At 70.3% G+C, this 16,784-nt stretch carries 17 protein-coding genes; 13 read left to right on the forward strand and 4 right to left on the reverse strand.

Annotated features, from left to right (window positions below; genetic code table 11):
- Positions 1-11 precede the first annotated feature (11 nt).
- Together ASF18_RS15100 and ASF18_RS15105 are read right to left on the reverse strand one after the other, a co-directional pair.
- Positions 12-1,871 (reverse strand): methylmalonyl-CoA mutase family protein, encoded by a 1,860-nt coding sequence (locus tag ASF18_RS15100; RefSeq protein ID WP_056352649.1) that lies wholly within the window; start codon positions 1,869-1,871, stop codon positions 12-14.
- Between the two features lie 169 nt (positions 1,872-2,040).
- Complete coding sequence (locus ASF18_RS15105) at positions 2,041-2,844, reverse strand: undecaprenyl-diphosphate phosphatase (RefSeq protein WP_056352881.1); 804 nt, start codon at positions 2,842-2,844, stop codon at positions 2,041-2,043.
- Between the two features lie 255 nt (positions 2,845-3,099).
- Between ASF18_RS15105 and ASF18_RS15110 the strand changes: the two genes are divergently transcribed.
- The 4 genes from ASF18_RS15110 to ASF18_RS15125 all read left to right on the forward strand — a co-directional run bounded on the left by ASF18_RS15110 (position 3,100) and on the right by ASF18_RS15125 (position 7,042).
- A complete protein-coding gene (locus ASF18_RS15110; RefSeq protein WP_056215114.1) occupies positions 3,100-3,792 on the forward strand; it encodes a glutathione S-transferase family protein in 693 nt (230 codons plus the stop codon).
- A gap of 68 nt (positions 3,793-3,860) precedes the next feature.
- Positions 3,861-5,006 carry a tRNA epoxyqueuosine(34) reductase QueG gene (queG, locus tag ASF18_RS15115; protein ID WP_082487616.1) on the forward strand — a complete coding sequence of 382 codons (1,146 nt, stop codon included), beginning with the start codon at positions 3,861-3,863 and terminating at the stop codon, positions 5,004-5,006.
- On the forward strand, positions 5,003-5,866 hold the full coding sequence (locus tag ASF18_RS15120) for an SDR family oxidoreductase (protein WP_056352651.1): 864 nt from the start codon (positions 5,003-5,005) through the stop codon (positions 5,864-5,866). Before queG ends, ASF18_RS15120 begins: the two co-directional genes overlap by 4 nt.
- Positions 5,867-5,950: 84 nt before the next feature.
- A complete protein-coding gene (locus tag ASF18_RS15125) occupies positions 5,951-7,042 on the forward strand; it encodes an acyltransferase (RefSeq protein WP_056352653.1) in 1,092 nt (363 codons plus the stop codon).
- Positions 7,043-7,054: 12 nt separating this feature from the next.
- Here the strand turns inward: ASF18_RS15125 and ASF18_RS15130 are convergent, their stop codons facing one another.
- Positions 7,055-8,101, reverse strand: a complete 1,047-nt coding sequence (locus ASF18_RS15130) for a GNAT family N-acyltransferase (protein WP_056352654.1) — start codon at positions 8,099-8,101, stop codon at positions 7,055-7,057.
- A gap of 215 nt (positions 8,102-8,316) precedes the next feature.
- On the reverse strand, positions 8,317-8,751 hold the full coding sequence (locus ASF18_RS15135) for a DUF2267 domain-containing protein (protein WP_280138939.1): 435 nt from the start codon (positions 8,749-8,751) through the stop codon (positions 8,317-8,319).
- Positions 8,752-8,899: 148 nt separating this feature from the next.
- Between ASF18_RS15135 and ASF18_RS15140 the strand changes: the two genes are divergently transcribed.
- From ASF18_RS15140 to rlmH, 9 genes are all read left to right on the forward strand, one after another.
- The gene (locus ASF18_RS15140) at positions 8,900-10,432 is read left to right on the forward strand and encodes a helicase HerA-like domain-containing protein (protein ID WP_056352664.1); all 1,533 of its coding nucleotides are present in this window, start codon (positions 8,900-8,902) and stop codon (positions 10,430-10,432) included.
- 223 nt (positions 10,433-10,655) lie between these two features.
- On the forward strand, positions 10,656-10,970 hold the full coding sequence (gene rplU, locus ASF18_RS15145) for a 50S ribosomal protein L21 (RefSeq protein WP_056215136.1): 315 nt from the start codon (positions 10,656-10,658) through the stop codon (positions 10,968-10,970).
- Between the two features lie 39 nt (positions 10,971-11,009).
- The gene (gene rpmA / locus ASF18_RS15150; RefSeq protein WP_056179428.1) at positions 11,010-11,276 is read left to right on the forward strand and encodes a 50S ribosomal protein L27; all 267 of its coding nucleotides are present in this window, start codon (positions 11,010-11,012) and stop codon (positions 11,274-11,276) included.
- A gap of 149 nt (positions 11,277-11,425) precedes the next feature.
- Entirely contained in the window at positions 11,426-12,460 is a 1,035-nt protein-coding gene (gene obgE / locus ASF18_RS15155) for a GTPase ObgE (RefSeq protein ID WP_056352666.1), read from the forward strand.
- A gap of 76 nt (positions 12,461-12,536) precedes the next feature.
- Positions 12,537-13,673, forward strand: coding sequence for a glutamate 5-kinase (gene proB, locus ASF18_RS15160; RefSeq protein WP_056352885.1), 1,137 nt, complete (start codon positions 12,537-12,539; stop codon positions 13,671-13,673).
- A gap of 108 nt (positions 13,674-13,781) precedes the next feature.
- Complete coding sequence (locus ASF18_RS15165; RefSeq protein ID WP_056215424.1) at positions 13,782-15,080, forward strand: glutamate-5-semialdehyde dehydrogenase; 1,299 nt, start codon at positions 13,782-13,784, stop codon at positions 15,078-15,080.
- Positions 15,081-15,110: 30 nt separating this feature from the next.
- Positions 15,111-15,734: a nicotinate-nucleotide adenylyltransferase gene (locus ASF18_RS15170; protein ID WP_056352668.1), complete on the forward strand. Its 624-nt coding sequence runs from the start codon at positions 15,111-15,113 to the stop codon at positions 15,732-15,734.
- A 63-nt stretch (positions 15,735-15,797) separates the two neighbouring features.
- Complete coding sequence (gene rsfS / locus ASF18_RS15175) at positions 15,798-16,241, forward strand: ribosome silencing factor (protein WP_082487563.1); 444 nt, start codon at positions 15,798-15,800, stop codon at positions 16,239-16,241.
- Between the two features lie 16 nt (positions 16,242-16,257).
- Positions 16,258-16,758 (forward strand): 23S rRNA (pseudouridine(1915)-N(3))-methyltransferase RlmH, encoded by a 501-nt coding sequence (rlmH, locus tag ASF18_RS15180; protein ID WP_056275575.1) that lies wholly within the window; start codon positions 16,258-16,260, stop codon positions 16,756-16,758.
- The last annotated feature ends 26 nt before the right edge of the window (positions 16,759-16,784 follow it).

A 16,784-nucleotide genomic window follows, 5' to 3' on the forward strand; every position in this document is an offset into this window, starting at 1 on the left:
GGGTTGCGCGCCTACGCGTTCGTCGCGTGCGCCAGCGCTCCCGTCAGCAGCGCCAGAACGTCGCCGCCGGCATGGAGTTCGCCGTCGACGCCGGCCGCCTTGAGGGGGGCTGCGAGGTCGCCTGCCTTGCCGGCCAGGTACAGGGTGCTGGCCCCGGCCGCCTTGAGGGCGCGGGCGGCTTCCACCGCGTGGGTGGCGTAGAGCGCGTCGGACGAGCACAGGCAGGCGATGCGGGCGCCCGAGGCCCGGAAGGCCTCGGCCAGGGCCGCCGGATCGGTGAAGCCCTCCTGGTTCACGGCCTCGATGCCGCCGGCCGCGAAGGCGTTGGCGGCGAAGGTCGAGCGGGCGTTGAAGACCGCCACGGGTCCGAGATTGGCCAGGAACACCGCGGGGCGTCGACCGCTCGCGGCCAGCGCCGCGTCGGAGGCGTCGCGCAGGGCCTCGTAGGGTTCGGCGAGGCGCAGGGACGGCAGGGGCGGGGCGGTCAGGGCCGATCCGCTGCCGAAGCCGGCGGCGGGCGGCGCCGCCACGGGGGCGACGTCCAGCACCGTGACGGGCTTCTCGGCGAGGTAGGGGAATTCGCTGGCGCCGGTCAGGGCCTCGCGGCGGGTGGCGACGTTCCGGGCCCGCATCGCCTGGATCGCGGCGATCCGTCCCTGGATCGCACCGGCCCGCAGGCTCGCGACGAGGCCGCCCTCGCGTTCGATGGCCTGGAAGGCGGCCCAGGCAGCCGTGGTCAGCTCGCCCGTGAGGGTCTCGAAGCTGCCGGCGCCGGCGGCCGGGTCGGCCACGCGGGCGAGGTTCGATTCCTCGATGAGGACGATCTGGCTGTTGCGCACCACCCGTCGGGCGAAGGCGTCGCTCAAGCCGAGGGCCGCCGTGTAGGGCAGGGCGGTGATCGCGTCGGCGCCGCCGAGGCCGGCCGAGCAGGCGGCCATGGAGGTGCGCAGGATGTTCACGAAGGGGTCGCGCCGGGTCATCATCCGCCAGGCGGTCTCGGCATGGAGGCGCAGGGGCCGGGGGTCGAGGCCGCAGGCCGCTTCCACCCGGGCCCAGAGCCGGCGCATGGCCCGGAACTTGGCGATGGTCAGGAACTCGTCGGCATCGGCCGTGAGCAGCACCGCCACGGCCTCCCGGGCGCGCTCCAGCGGGTGCCCGTTGGCTTCGAGGGCGCGCAGGTAGGCCACCGCGGTGGCCAGCACGGCCGCGAGCTCGGTCGCCTCGCTGGCGCCGGCCTCGTGGTAGGGCCGGCCATCGGCGAGGCAGGCGCGTCCCGAGAAGCCCTCCGCGTCGAAGGCCGCCAGGGTGCGGGCGATCTCGGCGCCATAATCCTCCGCCAGGGACCCGCCGGCCGCCAGGGTGCCGATGGGGTCGAGGCCGAGGTCGAGGTCGAGGCCCTTCAGGGGCTCGCCGCGGGCCGCGACCACGTCCCGGATCAGGAAGGCGGCCTCGATCCCGCGCGCGCCCGCATCGAGCCGGGTGGCGATCAGCGGCAGCATCACGTTGCCGAGGGCTGCGTCGAGGTCGGCGGCGGTGGTGGCGGTGAGGCCGTAGCCCCGCGCGGAGGGGGCGCCGGCGAAGACCAGGGTGAGGGCGTCGGCGCCGCCCTCGAGATCGGCCAGGGCGAGGGCGCTCGCCTGGGCGCCGTCCGGGTGGTCGACCCGCTGGGCCACGCGCCACGGGCCGGGGGCCCGAACGGGCTGCGCCACCGGCGCGGCGGCGTCGTAGAGGGGTTCGATGCGGATGCCGTCGGCGGTCTTCGCGACGAGGCGCTTCTCGAAGTCGCCGCCCTTCAGAACACCGTCGACGAGGCCGAGCCAGCGCGCGCGGGTCGCGGGCGGAAACAGGTCGGCGAGGGGACGGTCTTCCATCGGGGCTGGCCTCCGCAGATGCTTGGCTCCGGCCAAGCGGCTTGGCGCCAGCCAAGCGTGGCCGGACATCCTTATCCGGACAGCCCTTGCACGGGGCGGCGCGCGGACGCAATCGCCTCCCCGTTCTGTATTTTTTATCCCGATCGATCCGGGGACCGGGCGACGCGCGTCAGCCGAAGATGATGAGGCCGGCGAAGCCCAGCGAGCCGACGATGATGCGCCACCAGGCGAACAGCCGGAACCCGTGGGAGGCGACGTAGTCGAGCACCGTCCGGACCACGATGAAGGCCGAGATGAAGGCGACGATGAAGCCGATCACGATCAGGCCGGTGTCGTCCCGCGACAGGTTCTTGTAGTTGTCGAGCAGGTCCTTGGCGAAGGCCCCCGCCATGGTGGGGATCGCGAGGTAGAACGAGAACTCGGTGGCCGAGCGCTTGTCGGCGCCCATCAGCATCGCGCCCACGATGGTGGCGCCCGAGCGCGACACGCCGGGGATCATCGCGAGGCACTGGAACAGGCCGATCCGGAAGTCCATCGGCAGGGTGAAGTCGAAGACGTCGTGCTTCTTCACCTCGAGGTCGGTCTCGTCGAGGACGAGGAGGACGATGCCGCCGGCGACCAGGGTCGCGCAGACGATCCAGGGATTGAAGAGATAGTACTTGATGTACTTCGAGAAGAGGCCGCCGATGATCGCCGCCGGCAGGAAGGCCACCAGGATTCCGAGGACGAATCGACGGGCCTTGGGGTCGTTGGGCAGCGCCAGGGTGATGCCGAGGAGCCGGCGGAAATAGACGGCCAGGATCGCCAGGATCGCGCCGAGCTGGATCAGCACCTCGAAGGTGTTGTTGGGCGATTCGAAGCCGATGAAGTGGCCGACGAGGAGCTGGTGCCCGGTGGACGAGACCGGGATGAACTCGGTCGCCCCCTCCACCACGGCAAGCACGACCGCCTTCGCGATGCCCATCGCATCCATCATCTCAGCGCCTCGACGGTTGGGGGTGTTTCGGGGGACCGGGCCGGTCCGGAGCGGGGGGTGTGGATCCACCTCGCGCGGCCTTCGCGGATCGAGGCTGATCCGTCAAGGTTGACGGATGGTTATCGCGTTCGCGCCAGGCATGTTAATGAGGCGGCAATCATCGGGCCATAAGTGTTATCGCCGCCGACCATCCCCGCGGGGCACCGACGCGGCCCGTCCCCCGGCACACCCTCCCCGTTCGAAACGGCCTCGATGGCGACGCTTTACCACTCTCCCTTCTGCCCGCATTCCCGCTTCATCCGCCTCGTCCTGTCCGAGATGGGCATGGAGCCGACGCTGATGGAGGAGCGTGCCTGGGACCGGCGCGAAGCCTTCCTGCTGATCAACCCGGCCGGGACGACGCCGGTGCTGGTGGAGCAGACCGGGCTCGCCGTGCCGGGAGCCGGAATCATCGCCGAGTATCTCGACGAGACCCGCGGGCTCGGCCTCAGCGGCCGGCGCCTCCTGCCCGAGACCCCGGCGGCCCGGGTCGAGGTCCGCCGCCTGCTCGACTGGTTCCTGGTGAAGTTCAACGCCGAGGTGACCGAGTACCTCGTCACCGAGAAGATCTCGAAGCGCTTCATGAACAGCGCCAACGGCGGCGGCCCGCCGGACATGAACGCCATTCGCGCCGCGCGCACCAACGTGCGCTACCACATGAAGTATATCGGCTACCTCATGTCCCGCCGGAAATGGCTGGCGGGCGACCATCTGACCTATGCCGATCTCGCCGCGGCGGCCCACCTGTCCTGCGTGGATTATCTCGGCGACGTGCCATGGGACGAGGACGAGACGGCGAGGGACTGGTACGCGCGGGTGAAATCCCGCCCGTGCTTCCGCACCCTGCTGGCCGACCGGGTGCCGGGCATGGCGCCGGCGGACCACTACGCGAACCTGGATTTTTGAACCCAAAGCGGACGCCGCAGGCCCGGGCCGCCACCAGGGCGCCCCGAACCGTCCTCGCGGGCGCCGACCTGCGTCGCGCCGTCGAGGCGCGCGCCCGCCTCCTCGGCTTCGAGGCCGTCCGCGTCACCCGGCCCGACGCCGTGCCCGAACTGAAGGCCCGGCTCCCCGCCTGGCTCGCCGCCGACCACCACGGCAGCATGGAGTGGATGGTCGAGCGGGCCGACCAGCGCGCCGACCCCGCCACCCTCTGGCCCGGCGTCCGCAGCATCGTCATGCTCGGCATGAATTACGGCCCGGAGCACGATCCCCTGGCCCTCCTGGCCCGGCGCGACCGGGGCGCCATTGCGGCCTATGCCCAGCGGCGCGACTACCACGAGGTGGTCAAGGGCAAGCTGAAGGAGCTCGGCGGCTACCTCTCGGCCAAGGGCGACGTCCGGGTGAAGGTCTTCGTCGACACCGCCCCCGTGATGGAGAAGCCGCTCGCCGCCGCCGCCGGCCTCGGCTGGCAGGGCAAGCACACGGTGCTGGTCTCGCGCGACCTTGGCAACTGGCTGCTGCTGGGGGCGATCTACACCTCGGCCGAGCTGGAGCCGGACGCGCCGGAGGCCGACCATTGCGGCTCCTGCCGCCGCTGCCTCGACATCTGCCCGACCAACGCCTTCCCGGCGCCCTACCAGCTCGATGCGCGCCGCTGCATCGCCTACCTCACGATCGAGCATGCCGGGCCGATTCCGACGGCGTTCCGCACCGCCATCGGCAACCGGGTCTTCGGCTGCGACGACTGCCTCGCCGTCTGCCCCTGGAACAAGTTCGCCGCGGTGGCCGCCGAGGGCCGCATGGCCGCCCGCGCCGATCTCGCGGCGCCGCCCCTGGCCGAGCTCGCCGGCCTGGACGAATCGGCCTTCCGGGTCCGCTTCGCCGGCACGCCCGTGAAGCGCACGGGCCGGGACCGCTTCCTGCGCAACGTCCTCATCGCCATCGGCAACTCCGGCGAGCCCGGTCTCGCCGCGGCGGCCGAGGCGAACCTGTCCGATCCGTCGCCCCTCGTGCGCGGCATGGCGGTGTGGGCCCTCGGGCGCCTCGTCCCTCCGAGAGGGTTGCGGGCCCTTTTCAACGCCCGGGGTTTCGGCGAAACCGACGATGCCGTCCGGGCCGAGTGGCGCCTGGCCCTCGATTCCGACGGCCCCGAGACGACAGGACCCGTTGCTGCATGAACCTCTTCGTCTTCGGTCTCGGCTTCACCGCCCGGCGCTTCGTGGAGCGCGCCCGCGACCGCTTCGACGCGGTCCGCGCCACGGTCACCGATCCGGCGCGGACCGGACCCGGCGACATCGCCGCGATGCGGGCCTTCGGACCGGGTTCCGACGATCCCCGCATCGCGGCCGACCTCGCCGACACGGACGTGCTCCTCGTCTCGGCCCCTCCGGTCCGCGACCTCGACACGACCCTCGGCGTATACCGCGACGCCATCGCGAAGAGCCGCATCGGCTGGATTGGCTATCTCTCGACCATCGGCGTCTACGGCGACCACCAGGGCGCCTGGATCGACGAGGATACCGCTCCCAGTCCGGTGAGCGGGCGCTCGCAGGGGCGCCTCGCCGTCGAGGAGGCCTGGCTGGCGCTGGGCCGCGAGACCGGCAAACCCGTCCAGGTGTTCCGCCTGTCGGGCATCTACGGCCCAGGCCGCAACCCGATCGTGAAGCTGCGCGAAGGCAAGTCGCAGCGGATTATCAAGCCTGGCCAAGTCTTTAACCGCATCCACGTGGACGACATCGCCACGACGCTCCTGGCCTCGATCGACAAGCCTCGGGGCGGCGCGGTCTACAACGTCACCGACGACGAGCCGACGCCGCCGCAGGTGGTCACCGAGTACGCCGCCAAGCTCGCCGGCCTGCCGCTGCCGCCGGAGGTCGATTTCGAGACCGCCGACCTCAGCCTCATGGCGCGCAGTTTCTACGGCGAGAACAAGCGGGTCCGGAACCACCGCATCCGGGACGAACTCGGCGTTGACCTCGCCTATCCGACCTACCGCGAGGGCCTGGCCGCCCTCGTGGCGGATGCGCGAACGGCGTAGCGGCCCGGCCTGCCCCGTGGACGCCCGGGTCCGGTCGCACCGGCCATCGCGACGGTTCGGCCCGCCTCACCGAGGGACCACGCCGTGAAAATCCTCCATTCCCTTCAGGCGTTACGGGGAATCGCGGCGTGCCTGGTCGTCTACGCCCACGCCTTCGACCTCGCCAGGACCCTGAGTGCCCGGCAGCCCGTTCAGGGCCGCCTCGGCCACCTCGAGGATTTCGGAGCCGTCGGCGTCGACGTCTTCTTCGTCATCAGCGGCGTCATCATCACCCTCACGGCGCAGCGCATCGTCGATCTGCCCTCCGCGCATCGCTTCGCCCTGCGTCGCGTCCTGCGCGTCGTGCCGTATTACTGGCTCCTGAGCGGCCTCGTCGTCGGCCTGACGCTCCTGTCCGGGCTGCCCGACCCGCACCGAATTCCCGCGACGGTGCTGTTCATCCCGTTCAGTGAGCGTGGCTTCGAGATGCCGTACCTCGCCGTCGGCTGGACGCTCTGTTTCGAGATGCTGTTCTATCTCTGCGTCTATCTCGCCCGCGCGTGGCTCTTCTGGACGCCGACGGGCCGGTTCTCCGTGGCGCTCGCTCTGTTCGCGGGACTCTTCGCCCTCGCGCGGCCCGAGCACCTCACCCTGTTCCTCCTCAATCCGATCATCCTCGAATTCGGCTTCGGCATCGGCCTCGCGTGGCTCTACCGGCGCGGCACCGTCGGGCGCACGGATGCGGGCTATCTTCTGGCCTTCGGTCTGATCGGCTTTGCCCTGAACCTAGTCTTCGGCTTCGGTCACGCCTCGGAACTGGAATGCACCGTCGCCCTGCCGGGGGCCGCCTACCGGGTGCTGGTCTTCGGCGTTCCGAGCGCCGGCGTGGTCGGCGGCCTGCTGCTCATGGAGCGCGCCGGCATGCGGATCGGAACGGCGCTGGAGGGACTCGGGAACGCGTCCTACTCGATCTATCTCACCCACACGATCACGTTCGAACTCCTGCGGGCTGCGGTGGCGCGGGACAGCCTGGCGCCCGACCTCCTCGTCGCCCTGGCGCTGGTCCTCGGCGTCGCTGTCGGCTTCGTGGCCTATCACGCCCTCGAGCGGCCGCTCCTGCGTGCCCTCGGAAGCCGGACGGCCCCCGCCGTCGAGGGCCGTCCGGGGCTTGCCGCCACCGGGACGGCGAGACCCTGAGCCGATGGGCCGTCAGGCGGCCCTGCGGTTCGCCGCCGGTCCGAAATGGTCGCGGTAGCGCTCCGCGATGGCCGAGACGGGCAGCACCACGAAGACGTCCGTGGTGCCGAACTGATGGTCCACCACGGCCCCGTCGCCGAAGGTGGCGCCGACGCGCAGGTAGCCCTTGATCAGCGGCGGCAGCGCCTGCAGCGCCGCCTTGGGATCCACGGCCTCACGTGCGAGGCGGTCCATGGCGACGTAGCGCTCGGGCAGGGCGCGGGCGCACCAGCCCTCCGCGGCGCGGGCATGGTGGTGCAGGAAGCTCAGGGGGAGGGCGAGGCGGTCGGGGTCGGTTCCCTCCAGGCTGGCGCAGCCCAGCATGGCGTCGATACGGTGGTGCTGGACATAGGCCCAGATCCCGGCCCAGAGCAGTTCCACCGTCCGCTTCGTCCGGTAGGGCTTCAGCACGCACGAGCGCCCGAGTTCGAGGAAGCGCGCCCCCGGATTGGCCGCCATCATCGGGGCGATGTCGTACTCGCCTGCGGTGTAGAAGCCGAAGTGGCTGTCGGCCGCTTCCTGGCGCAGAAGCCGATAGGTGCCGACCACCTTCGGCCGGGCCCGGCGGAAGGGCTTGGTGGCGAAGGGCGTGGTGTTCACGGCCGCGTGATCGATGACGAGGAGGTGGTCGCAGACCGCGTCGTAATCGTCGATGTCCCGGCGCGACAGCATCGCGAAGCCGCTCGGGACCGCCGACATCTCCTCGTAGAACACCCGGTAGCGCAGGCGCTGGGCCCGCCGGATCTCCGCGACGGTGGTGGCGAGGCGGACCTCCAGGGTGCCGATCCGGCCGAGGGTCGGGGCGAGGCCCGGCGCGGCCAGGGGCTTCTTCAGGCGGGGCTTGAACCGGATCGGCGCCGCCCCGGGCGGGAGCAGCAGACCGCGGGGATGGAAGGCCGGCAGGCCGCCGCGTCCCGCCTCGGCGGTGCGCTGCTTCAGCCGGGCGAAGGGGGCGTGCACATGCGCCTCCCAGCCATTGAGCCACGCCATGGAGGCATCGCGCGCGAAGTTCGGGACCATCGTCCAATCCGCCCTGTCGGGACACCGAGGCGGCTCCGCGGGAGCCCCTGGCCTCGTGCCTTCGGGACGTCACAACATCACGAAGCCCACACGCTTTTATGACACGGATTGCCGTTTAGCCAGAGAGGTTTGCAACGGGAAGGACCCGGCAGCTCGGCGACCGCCCGATGGGTAGTCGCCGAAGGACCGGGCCCACCGATCGCACACGAATGGACTCAGACGAACTGGTTCAAACCCGGGATCGAGCCGACGATCGGTCCCATCACGCCCTCTCCGGCCTTCTCGCGGCCGTAGGCGAACAGTTCCTGGCCGAGGGGCTGCATCTGGCCCATCGGCACACCGGCCGACATCAGCTTCTGGCCCAGCGCCATGACGCCGCCGCCGCCCATCATGCCGCCCAGCATGCCCATCAGGCCGCCGCCGCCTTCGCCGGCATTGGCCTCGGCGATCGTGGTCTCGGATCCCGGCAGGGCGCTGAGCAGCTGGCTCACCTCGGTGGCGGGCCCCTCCTTCTGGAGGAAGGCCAGGATATGGCCGATGGCGGTCTGGGCCGTGGCGGCGTCGAGGCCGGTCCGGTTCGTCACGCGGGCGATCAACTCTTCCATCTCAAACGGGCTCCTGGGTGGCCGGGTGTTCCGCGCGGCCGGGATTGCTGCTCGGTCGGGATGTTGTCCTTCCGGCCTCGTCGCCCCGAAATCAAGGCCGGCCCGCGAAGCGCTGGAAAATGCCGCGGTCGCGGCCCATAACCCTCACGGTCGATGCCGCCGCGCCCAGGCCGGCGAAGAGGAACGGACGGTCATGCAGGACGATGGCACGATCCTGGTCGGCAAAGCGCCGCTGAAGGACGGCAGCCTGAAGCCCGAGGGCCTAACCCTCCGGCTCGCCAATCGCCACGGCCTTGTGGCGGGGGCCACCGGCACCGGCAAGACCGTGACCCTGCAGGTCATGGCGGAAGGGTTCTCCAACGCCGGCGTCCCCGTCTTCGCCGCCGACATCAAGGGGGATCTCTCGGGCCTCGCGGCAGCCGGGGAATCCAAGCCGGTCTTCGTCGGGCGCGCCGCGGAACTGGGGATCCCCTACGAGCCCGACCGGTTCCCGACGGTGTTCTGGGACCTGTTCGGAGATCAGGGCCATCCGATCCGCTGCACCGTCATCGAAATGGGGCCGTTGCTGCTCGCGCGCCTGCTGGAGCTCAACGACACCCAGGAGGGCGTCCTCAACATCGCCTTCCGGGTCGCCGACGACAACAAGTGGCCGGTCCTCGACCTCAAGGATCTGCGGGCCCTGCTTCTCTACCTCACCGAGAACCTGAAGGCGGTCTCGGGCCAGTACGGCAACGTCTCGGCGGCCTCCGTGGGCGCCATCCAGCGCCAGCTCCTGATGCTCGAGAACCAGGGAGCGGACCGCTTCTTCGGAGAGCCGGCCCTCGACCTCAACGACTTCATGCGGGTGGACCGCGAGGGCCGGGGCATCGTCAACATCCTGGCCGCCGACAAGCTGATGCAACGGCCTCGGCTCTACGCCTCGTTCCTGCTCTGGATGCTCTCCGAGCTTTTCGAGCAGCTGCCCGAGGTCGGCGACCTCGACAAGCCGAAGCTGGTGTTCTTCTTCGACGAGGCGCACCTCCTGTTCGACGACGCCCCGAAGGCCCTCCTCGACGCGGTGGAGCAGGTGGTGCGCCTGATCCGCTCGAAGGGCGTCGGCGTCTACTTCGTGACGCAGAATCCCCTGGACGTACCGGAATCGGTCCTCGGCCAGCTCGGCAACCGGGTGCAGCACGCCCTGCGCGCCTTCACGCCCCGCGACCAGCGCGCCGTGAAGGCCGCGGCCGAGACCTTCCGCCAGAATCCCGGTTTCGACGTCGCCAAGGCCATCACCGAGCTCGGCGTCGGCGAGGCCCTCGTTTCGTTCCTGGAGGCGAAAGGCACGCCTTCGGTCGTCGAGCGCGCCCTGATCGCCCCGCCCCAGGGCCGCGTCGGCCCCATCACCCCGGCCGAGCGCGCCGAGCTCCTGGCGAAGAGCCCGGTGCGCGGCAAGTACGACCAAGCGGTCGATAACGAGAGCGCCTACGAGATGCTGGCCGCCCGCAAGGGCCTCGACGGCGGAGCGGACGGGGCCCAGGCCGCCGAGGGGAGCCTGGGCGGAATGCTCGGCGGCTGGCTCGGGGGCGTCCTTGGCGGCAAGCCCGCCGGTAAGGGCGGCCGCCGGCCGGCCCCCGGCCTCGCCGAGCAGGTGCTCGGCAACGCCGCCCGCTCGATGGCCCGCAAGGTCGGGACCGAGGTGGGCAACGCGATCCTGCGGAACGTCCTGGGCGGCTTGACGAAGCGGTAGCTTGTCGGGCGCCGAGGCTTCGCGACCGCATTGACAAATCACCCCGTCCCCGCCTATCCACCGCCTCTCGCGCGGCTTCCTCGACGAAGTCCGCGCGTTTCGCGTTCGCGCTCGGCCCAGGCATCAAGCCCCGATCCGGTGTCGCGGATGACCTGAACAAGAAGACGGTCCAGGCTCGCTTCGCGGCGAGCGGGAGACCGGCAGAGAACACGAAGAGAGAACGATGTTCGCAGTCATCAAGACGGGCGGCAAGCAGTATCGCGTCGCCGCCAACGACACCATCACGATCGCCACCCTCGCGGGTGAGGCCGGTTCGGCCGTCACCTTCGGTGACGTGCTCCTGTTCACGAACGGCGAAGGCGCCACTCAGGTCGGCGCGCCGCTGCTCTCGGGCATCAGCGTCACCGGCGAGATCGTCAGCCACGGCCGCGACGCGAAGGTCATCGCCTTCAAGAAGCGCCGCCGCCAGAACTCCCGCCGCAAGCGGGGCCACCGCCAGCATCACACGGTGGTCCGCATCACCGGCATCAGCGCCTGACGATCCGACCTGAGATCCAAGAATTCGGAGTAATTCCCCATGGCTCATAAAAAAGCAGGCGGCTCGTCCCGCAACGGCCGCGACTCGGCCGGCCAGCGCCTCGGCGTGAAGAAGTTCGGTTCGGAAGCCGTCATTCCGGGCAACATCATCGTGCGCCAGCGCGGCACCAAGTGGCATCCCGGCACCAATGTCGGCATTGGCACGGACCACACCCTGTTCGCCAAGGCCGCCGGCCGGGTGCTGTTCGAGACGAAGCGCGGCCGTGCTTTCGTCACCGTCGTGCCGATGCAGGAAGCCGCCGAGTAAGGCGCCGAGCCAGGGCCTTCCGCCAGGCGGGCCCGACCACCAGATGATCCCGGGGAAGATGGGAAACCGTCTTCCCCGTTGTCGTTTCTCCTCCTGACGTTTCGGTCGCGCGCTCGCGCCCCGAGAGCCAACCTGACCTGAGTCCGCCCGTGAAATTCCTCGACGAAGCCAAGGTCTATGTCCGCTCCGGCGACGGTGGCGCCGGCTGCGTGGCCTTCCGCCGTGAAAAGTTCATCGAGTTCGGCGGACCGAACGGCGGCGACGGCGGGCGTGGCGGCGACGTCTGGGTCGAGTGCGTCGACGGTCTCAACACCCTGATCGACTACCGCTACCAGCAGCACTTCAAGGCCAAGAAGGGCGAGCACGGCATGGGCTCGAACCGCCATGGGGCCAACGGTGCCGACGTGGTGCTGAAGGTGCCGGCCGGCACCGAGATCCTGGCCGAGGACGGCGAGACCCTGATCGCCGACATGACCCATGTCGGCCAGCGTGTGCGTCTCGCCAAGGGCGGCAACGGCGGCTTCGGCAACGCCTACTTCACCACCTCGACCAACCGCGCCCCGAAGCATGCCAACCCGGGACTGGAAGGCCACGAGCAATGGGTCTGGCTGCGCCTGAAACTCATCGCGGATGCGGGTCTCGTCGGGCTGCCGAACGCCGGCAAGTCGACCTTTCTCGCCACCGTGACGGCGGCCAAGCCCAAGATTGCCGACTACCCCTTCACGACGCTGCACCCGGGCCTCGGCGTGGTGCGCTCCGACGAGCGTGAGTTCGTTCTCGCCGACATCCCAGGCCTGATCGAGGGCGCCCATGACGGCGTCGGCCTCGGCGACAAGTTCCTGGCCCATGTGGAGCGCTGCCGGGTGCTGCTGCACCTCGTCGAAGCCACCAATGAACATGCGGGCCAGACCTACAAGCTCGTCCGGCGCGAGCTCGAAGCATACGGCCACGGCCTCGACGAAAAGCCCGAGATCGTGGCGCTCTCGAAGGCCGACGTCGTTGATCCGGACGTGCTCAAGGAGCAGGTCGCGCGCCTAAAGCGTGCCTCCAAGAAGAAGCCGCTCGTTCTGTCCTCGGCCACCGGCCTCGGCGTGCAGGACGCCCTGCGGGCGCTCGCCCGGGAGATGGACGCCGCCAAGCTCGCCGAGGCCGAGGCGCGGCCAGCGGAGGCGTGGCAACCCTGAGGAGGGGCAACCCGGTCTTGTGCGGCGGGCAACCGGTCGTCACAAGCGCTCCATCGTCCTCTCGCCGACGCTGCCGATGACCTCCGACCTTCAGATCCCCAATCTCCAAGATTTCCGTCGCATCGTCATCAAGGTCGGTTCGGCCCTCCTGGTCGACCGGACGCGCGGGCGCCTGCGCCATGCCTGGTTGAGTGCGCTCGCCGAGGACATCGCCGACCTTCATGCCAGCGGCGCCGACGTGCTGGTCGTCTCCTCCGGGGCCATCGCCCTGGGACGCACGGTGCTGGGCTACCCGCCCGGGACTCTGCGCCTTGAGGAGAGCCAGGCGGCGGCGGCCGTCGGACAGATCGCCCTGGCGCGCCATTGGTCGGAGGCTCTGGGCCATCACGGCATCGCCGCCGGCCAGATCTTGGTGACGCCGCAGGACACCGAGGAGCGCCGGCGCTACCTGAATGCCCGTGCCACGGTGCTGAAGCTCCTCGAGGTGCGCGCCGTACCCGTCGTGAACGAGAACGACACGGTGGCCACCAGCGAGATCCGCTACGGCGACAACGACCGCCTCGCCGCCCGCGTCGCCACGATGATCGGGGCCGACGTGCTTGTGCTGTTCTCGGACATCGACGGCCTCTACACCGCGCCCCCGCACACCGATCCGGCGGCGCGCCACCTGCCCCTGATCGAGCGGATCACCCCCGATATCGAGGCCATGGCGGGTGGGCCGGCCTCCGAACTCTCCCGCGGCGGGATGCGCACCAAGGTCGAGGCGGCCAAGATCGCCGCGAGCGGCGGCACCCACATGATCATCGCCGACGGGCGCGAGAAGAATCCCCTGCGCACCATCCTCCGGGGCGGGCGCTGCAGTTGGTTCCTGTCCGGCTCGAACCCCGTCACCGCCCGCAAAAGCTGGATCGCCGGCTCCCTGGAGCCGCGTGGCATCCTCACGGTCGACGCCGGCGCGGCGCGGGCCCTCCAGGGCGGCGCGAGCCTGCTGCCCGTGGGCGTGACGAAAGTCCAGGGCGGCTTCGGCCGCGGCGACGCGGTGGTGATCCGCGACGAGGCCGGGCGCATCCTCGGGCGCGGGCTCGTGGCCTATGACAGCGATCAGGCCCTGCGCATCATCGGCCGGCCGAGCCGGGAGATCGCGGACCTCCTCACCCATCCGGGTCGGGCCGAGATGGTCCACCGCGACGACCTCGCTATGGTGTGGGAATAGCAGCTCTGTCAGCGGCGATGCTTGTTGAGACGGTATCCGGCATGGCATGACGGGCGGGAACACATAGCGGCCGCGCCCCTTTCCGCGACGGTCGCGAGGATGAAGGCCGTGCCCGTTCTGAACCTGCGAACCGATTTTGCGCCCCCCGGCGATCTCTCTGAGGAGATGAACGCCATCGGCCGGCGCGCCCGCGCCGCCGCCCGCCAGATCGCCCTCGCGCCAGCTCAGACCAAGGACACGGCCCTGCGCCTGATCTCCGAGCGCCTGCGCGCCGAGCGCGACGTCATCCTGGCCGAGAACATCCTTGACGTTGAGGCGGCTCGTGCTGCCGGCCAGACCCAGGCGCTCATCGACCGCCTCACCCTCGATCCGGGCCGTCTCAACGGCATCGCGGACGCTGTGGCCAAGATTGGCGCGCTGCCCGATCCCGTCGGACGTCAGGTCGCGGCCTTCGAGCGGCCCAACGGCTTGCTCATCGAGCGCATCGCCGTCCCGCTTGGCGTGATCGGCGTTATCTTCGAGAGCCGGCCCAACGTCACCGCTGATGCCGGTGCGCTCTGCCTGAAGGCCGGCAACGCCGCAATCCTGCGGGCGGGCTCGGACAGTCACCGTTCCGCCATGGCCATCGCCCGCGTCATGCGCGCCGGGCTCGATGCCGCCGGCCTCCCGGCCGACGCCATACAGATCGTGCCGACCCGCGACCGCGCCGCGGTGGGAGCGATGCTCACCGGCCTCGACGGGGGCATCGATGTCATCGTGCCCCGTGGTGGGCGCGGCCTGGTGGAACGCGTGCAGGCGGAGGCCCGGGTTCCGGTCTTCGCCCATCTCGACGGCATCTGCCACGTCTACGTGGCGGCCGGCGCCGACCTCGACATGGCCCGTACCGTCCTGCTTAACAGCAAGATGCGCCGCACCGGCATCTGTGGGGCCGCCGAGACCCTGCTCGTCGACCATGCCTGTGCTGACACGCACCTGGCCCCCCTCGTCTCCGCCCTCCTGGATGCTGGCTGTGCCGTGCGCGGTGACGCCGCTACCCAGGCGGTCGACGACCGGGTCACCGCCGCCAGCGAGGCGGACTGGCGCACCGAGTATCTTGACGCCATCATCTCGGTGCGGGTTGTCGGCGGCCTCGACGCCGCGATCGAGCACATCGAGACCAACGGCTCGCACCACACCGACGCGATCGTCACCGACGACATGACCGAGGCGACCCGCTTCCTTGCCGAAGTCGACTCGGCGATCGTGACCCACAACGCCTCGACCCAGTTCGCCGATGGCGGCGAGTTCGGCTTCGGCGCAGAGATCGGCATCGCCACCGGACGGATGCACGCGCGCGGGCCGGTGGGTGTCGAGCAGCTGACGACCTTCAAGTATCGCGTCCACGGGAACGGGCAGACGCGTCCTTGACGCGGTCTCGCCTGACCCGACCGGGTCCCGATGCGCCTTGACGCATCGGGGCCGGTGCACCTGCCCCCCGTCGCGCCGGGCCTGCGCATCGGCCTCTACGGTGGCTCGTTCAACCCGGCCCATCTCGGGCACCGTCATGTCAGTCTCGTCGCCCTGCGGCGGCTAAGCCTCGACCGCCTCTGGTGGATGGTGACGCCGGGCAATCCGCTGAAGGATCGGGGCGAACTCGCGGCCATCGACCGGCGGGTCGCCGAGGCGGACCGCGTCGCCGACCATCCACGCATCGACGTCACCGATTTCGAATTACGGATCGGCGCGCGCTACACCCGTCAGACCCTGCGCTTCCTCACCCGCCGCAATCCATCGGTGCGCTTCGTCTGGATCATGGGCGCCGACAGCCTCGCGACATTTCATCGCTGGCAGGGATTTTTCGAGATCGCGCGCCTGATGCCGATCGCGATCATCGACCGGCCAGGCTTCACGCTGACGGCCCCGGCCGCCCGCGCCGCCCGGGCCCTGGCGCGCTGGCGTCTTCCCGAAGCGGAGGCGCCCAACCTGGCCGACAGGCCGGCCCCGGCCTGGGTCTTCCTGCACGGGCCGCGCTCGACCCTCTCGTCGACGGCGCTGCGGGCCAGGACGGGGGACGGTGCCTAGGCCGGTCATGGAAAAGGCAAGAGCCACATTCCACTTTATCCGCATACAGGGTACGATCACGGGATGACGATGGCGATTGCAGGAACCCAGACGCTGAACGACGCGGTCCATACCGGAGCCCCCGGCTCCGAAGACTCCACCAACCGGAAGATCGACGATCTCCGGAGCCTGGCTCTCGATTGCCTCGAGGACATGAAGGCCGAAGAGACGATCGCGATCGATCTGATGGGCCGGACCTCCCTGGCCGATACCATGATCATCACCTCCGGCCGCTCCCAGCGCCATGTCGGCGCCATCGCAGACCGGGTGCTGCAGGTGATGAAGTCGAAGGGGCTCGGCACTGCCCGCGTCGAGGGCCTTCCAGCCTGCGACTGGGTGCTCATCGATGCTGGCGACATCATCCTGCACATCTTCCGGCCGGAGGTGCGCGGCTTCTACAATCTCGAGAAGATGTGGGGCGCCGATCGGCCGACCAGCGATCGTCCCCTTTCCGCCGTCGCCGAGTGAGCGCCGGCACCGTTTCGTGCGCCTCCTCGTGGCGGCAGTCGGCCGCCTGAAGCCCGGACCCGAGCGCGACCTTGCCGCCCGCTACCGCGAACGGGCCGCACAGCTCGGGCGCGGCCTCGGATTCGCCGCCTGTGACATCGCCGAGATCCCCGAGAGCCGGGCCCGCCGCGCGCAGGACCGCGCCGTCGAGGAAGGAGCTGCGATCCTCGCCCATGCGGCCGCCGGCGCGGCGCTGGCGGTTTATGACGAGCGCGGCCGCGCCGATCTCACGAGCGAGACCATCGCGACGCGCGTCGGCGCCTGGCGCGATGCGGGCCGCTCCGTCCTCGTCCTCGCCATCGGGGGCGCCGACGGCCTGGACACCACCGTGCGGGACCGGGCCGAACTCAGCCTCTCGTTCGGAGCCGCCACCTTGCCGCACGGGCTTGTGCGCGTCCTCGCCCTGGAGCAGGTGTATCGCACGCTGACGATCCTTGCCGGCCACCCGTACCACCGCGGAAACCTCGACGAGCGATGAACCCGGCCACGCGACGCAGGCGAGAC

Origin of the sequence: Methylobacterium sp. Leaf89, from assembly GCF_001422215.1 — a bacterium.
GTDB lineage: Bacteria > Pseudomonadota > Alphaproteobacteria > Rhizobiales > Beijerinckiaceae > Methylobacterium.

Coding starts and splice junctions, on each gene's coding strand:
- rsfS (WP_082487563.1), top strand. CDS start 15,798: ATGACGATGGCGATTGCAGGAACCCAGACGCTGAACGACGCGGTCCAT.
- ASF18_RS15120 (WP_056352651.1), top strand. CDS start 5,003: ATGAACCTCTTCGTCTTCGGTCTCGGCTTCACCGCCCGGCGCTTCGTG.
- rpmA (WP_056179428.1), top strand. CDS start 11,010: ATGGCTCATAAAAAAGCAGGCGGCTCGTCCCGCAACGGCCGCGACTCG.
- ASF18_RS15110 (WP_056215114.1), top strand. CDS start 3,100: ATGGCGACGCTTTACCACTCTCCCTTCTGCCCGCATTCCCGCTTCATC.
- ASF18_RS15105 (WP_056352881.1), bottom strand. CDS start 2,844: ATGGATGCGATGGGCATCGCGAAGGCGGTCGTGCTTGCCGTGGTGGAG.
- proB (WP_056352885.1), top strand. CDS start 12,537: ATGACCTCCGACCTTCAGATCCCCAATCTCCAAGATTTCCGTCGCATC.
- ASF18_RS15100 (WP_056352649.1), bottom strand. CDS start 1,871: ATGGAAGACCGTCCCCTCGCCGACCTGTTTCCGCCCGCGACCCGCGCG.
- rplU (WP_056215136.1), top strand. CDS start 10,656: ATGTTCGCAGTCATCAAGACGGGCGGCAAGCAGTATCGCGTCGCCGCC.
- ASF18_RS15140 (WP_056352664.1), top strand. CDS start 8,900: ATGCAGGACGATGGCACGATCCTGGTCGGCAAAGCGCCGCTGAAGGAC.
- ASF18_RS15170 (WP_056352668.1), top strand. CDS start 15,111: ATGCGCCTTGACGCATCGGGGCCGGTGCACCTGCCCCCCGTCGCGCCG.
- ASF18_RS15130 (WP_056352654.1), bottom strand. CDS start 8,101: ATGGTCCCGAACTTCGCGCGCGATGCCTCCATGGCGTGGCTCAATGGC.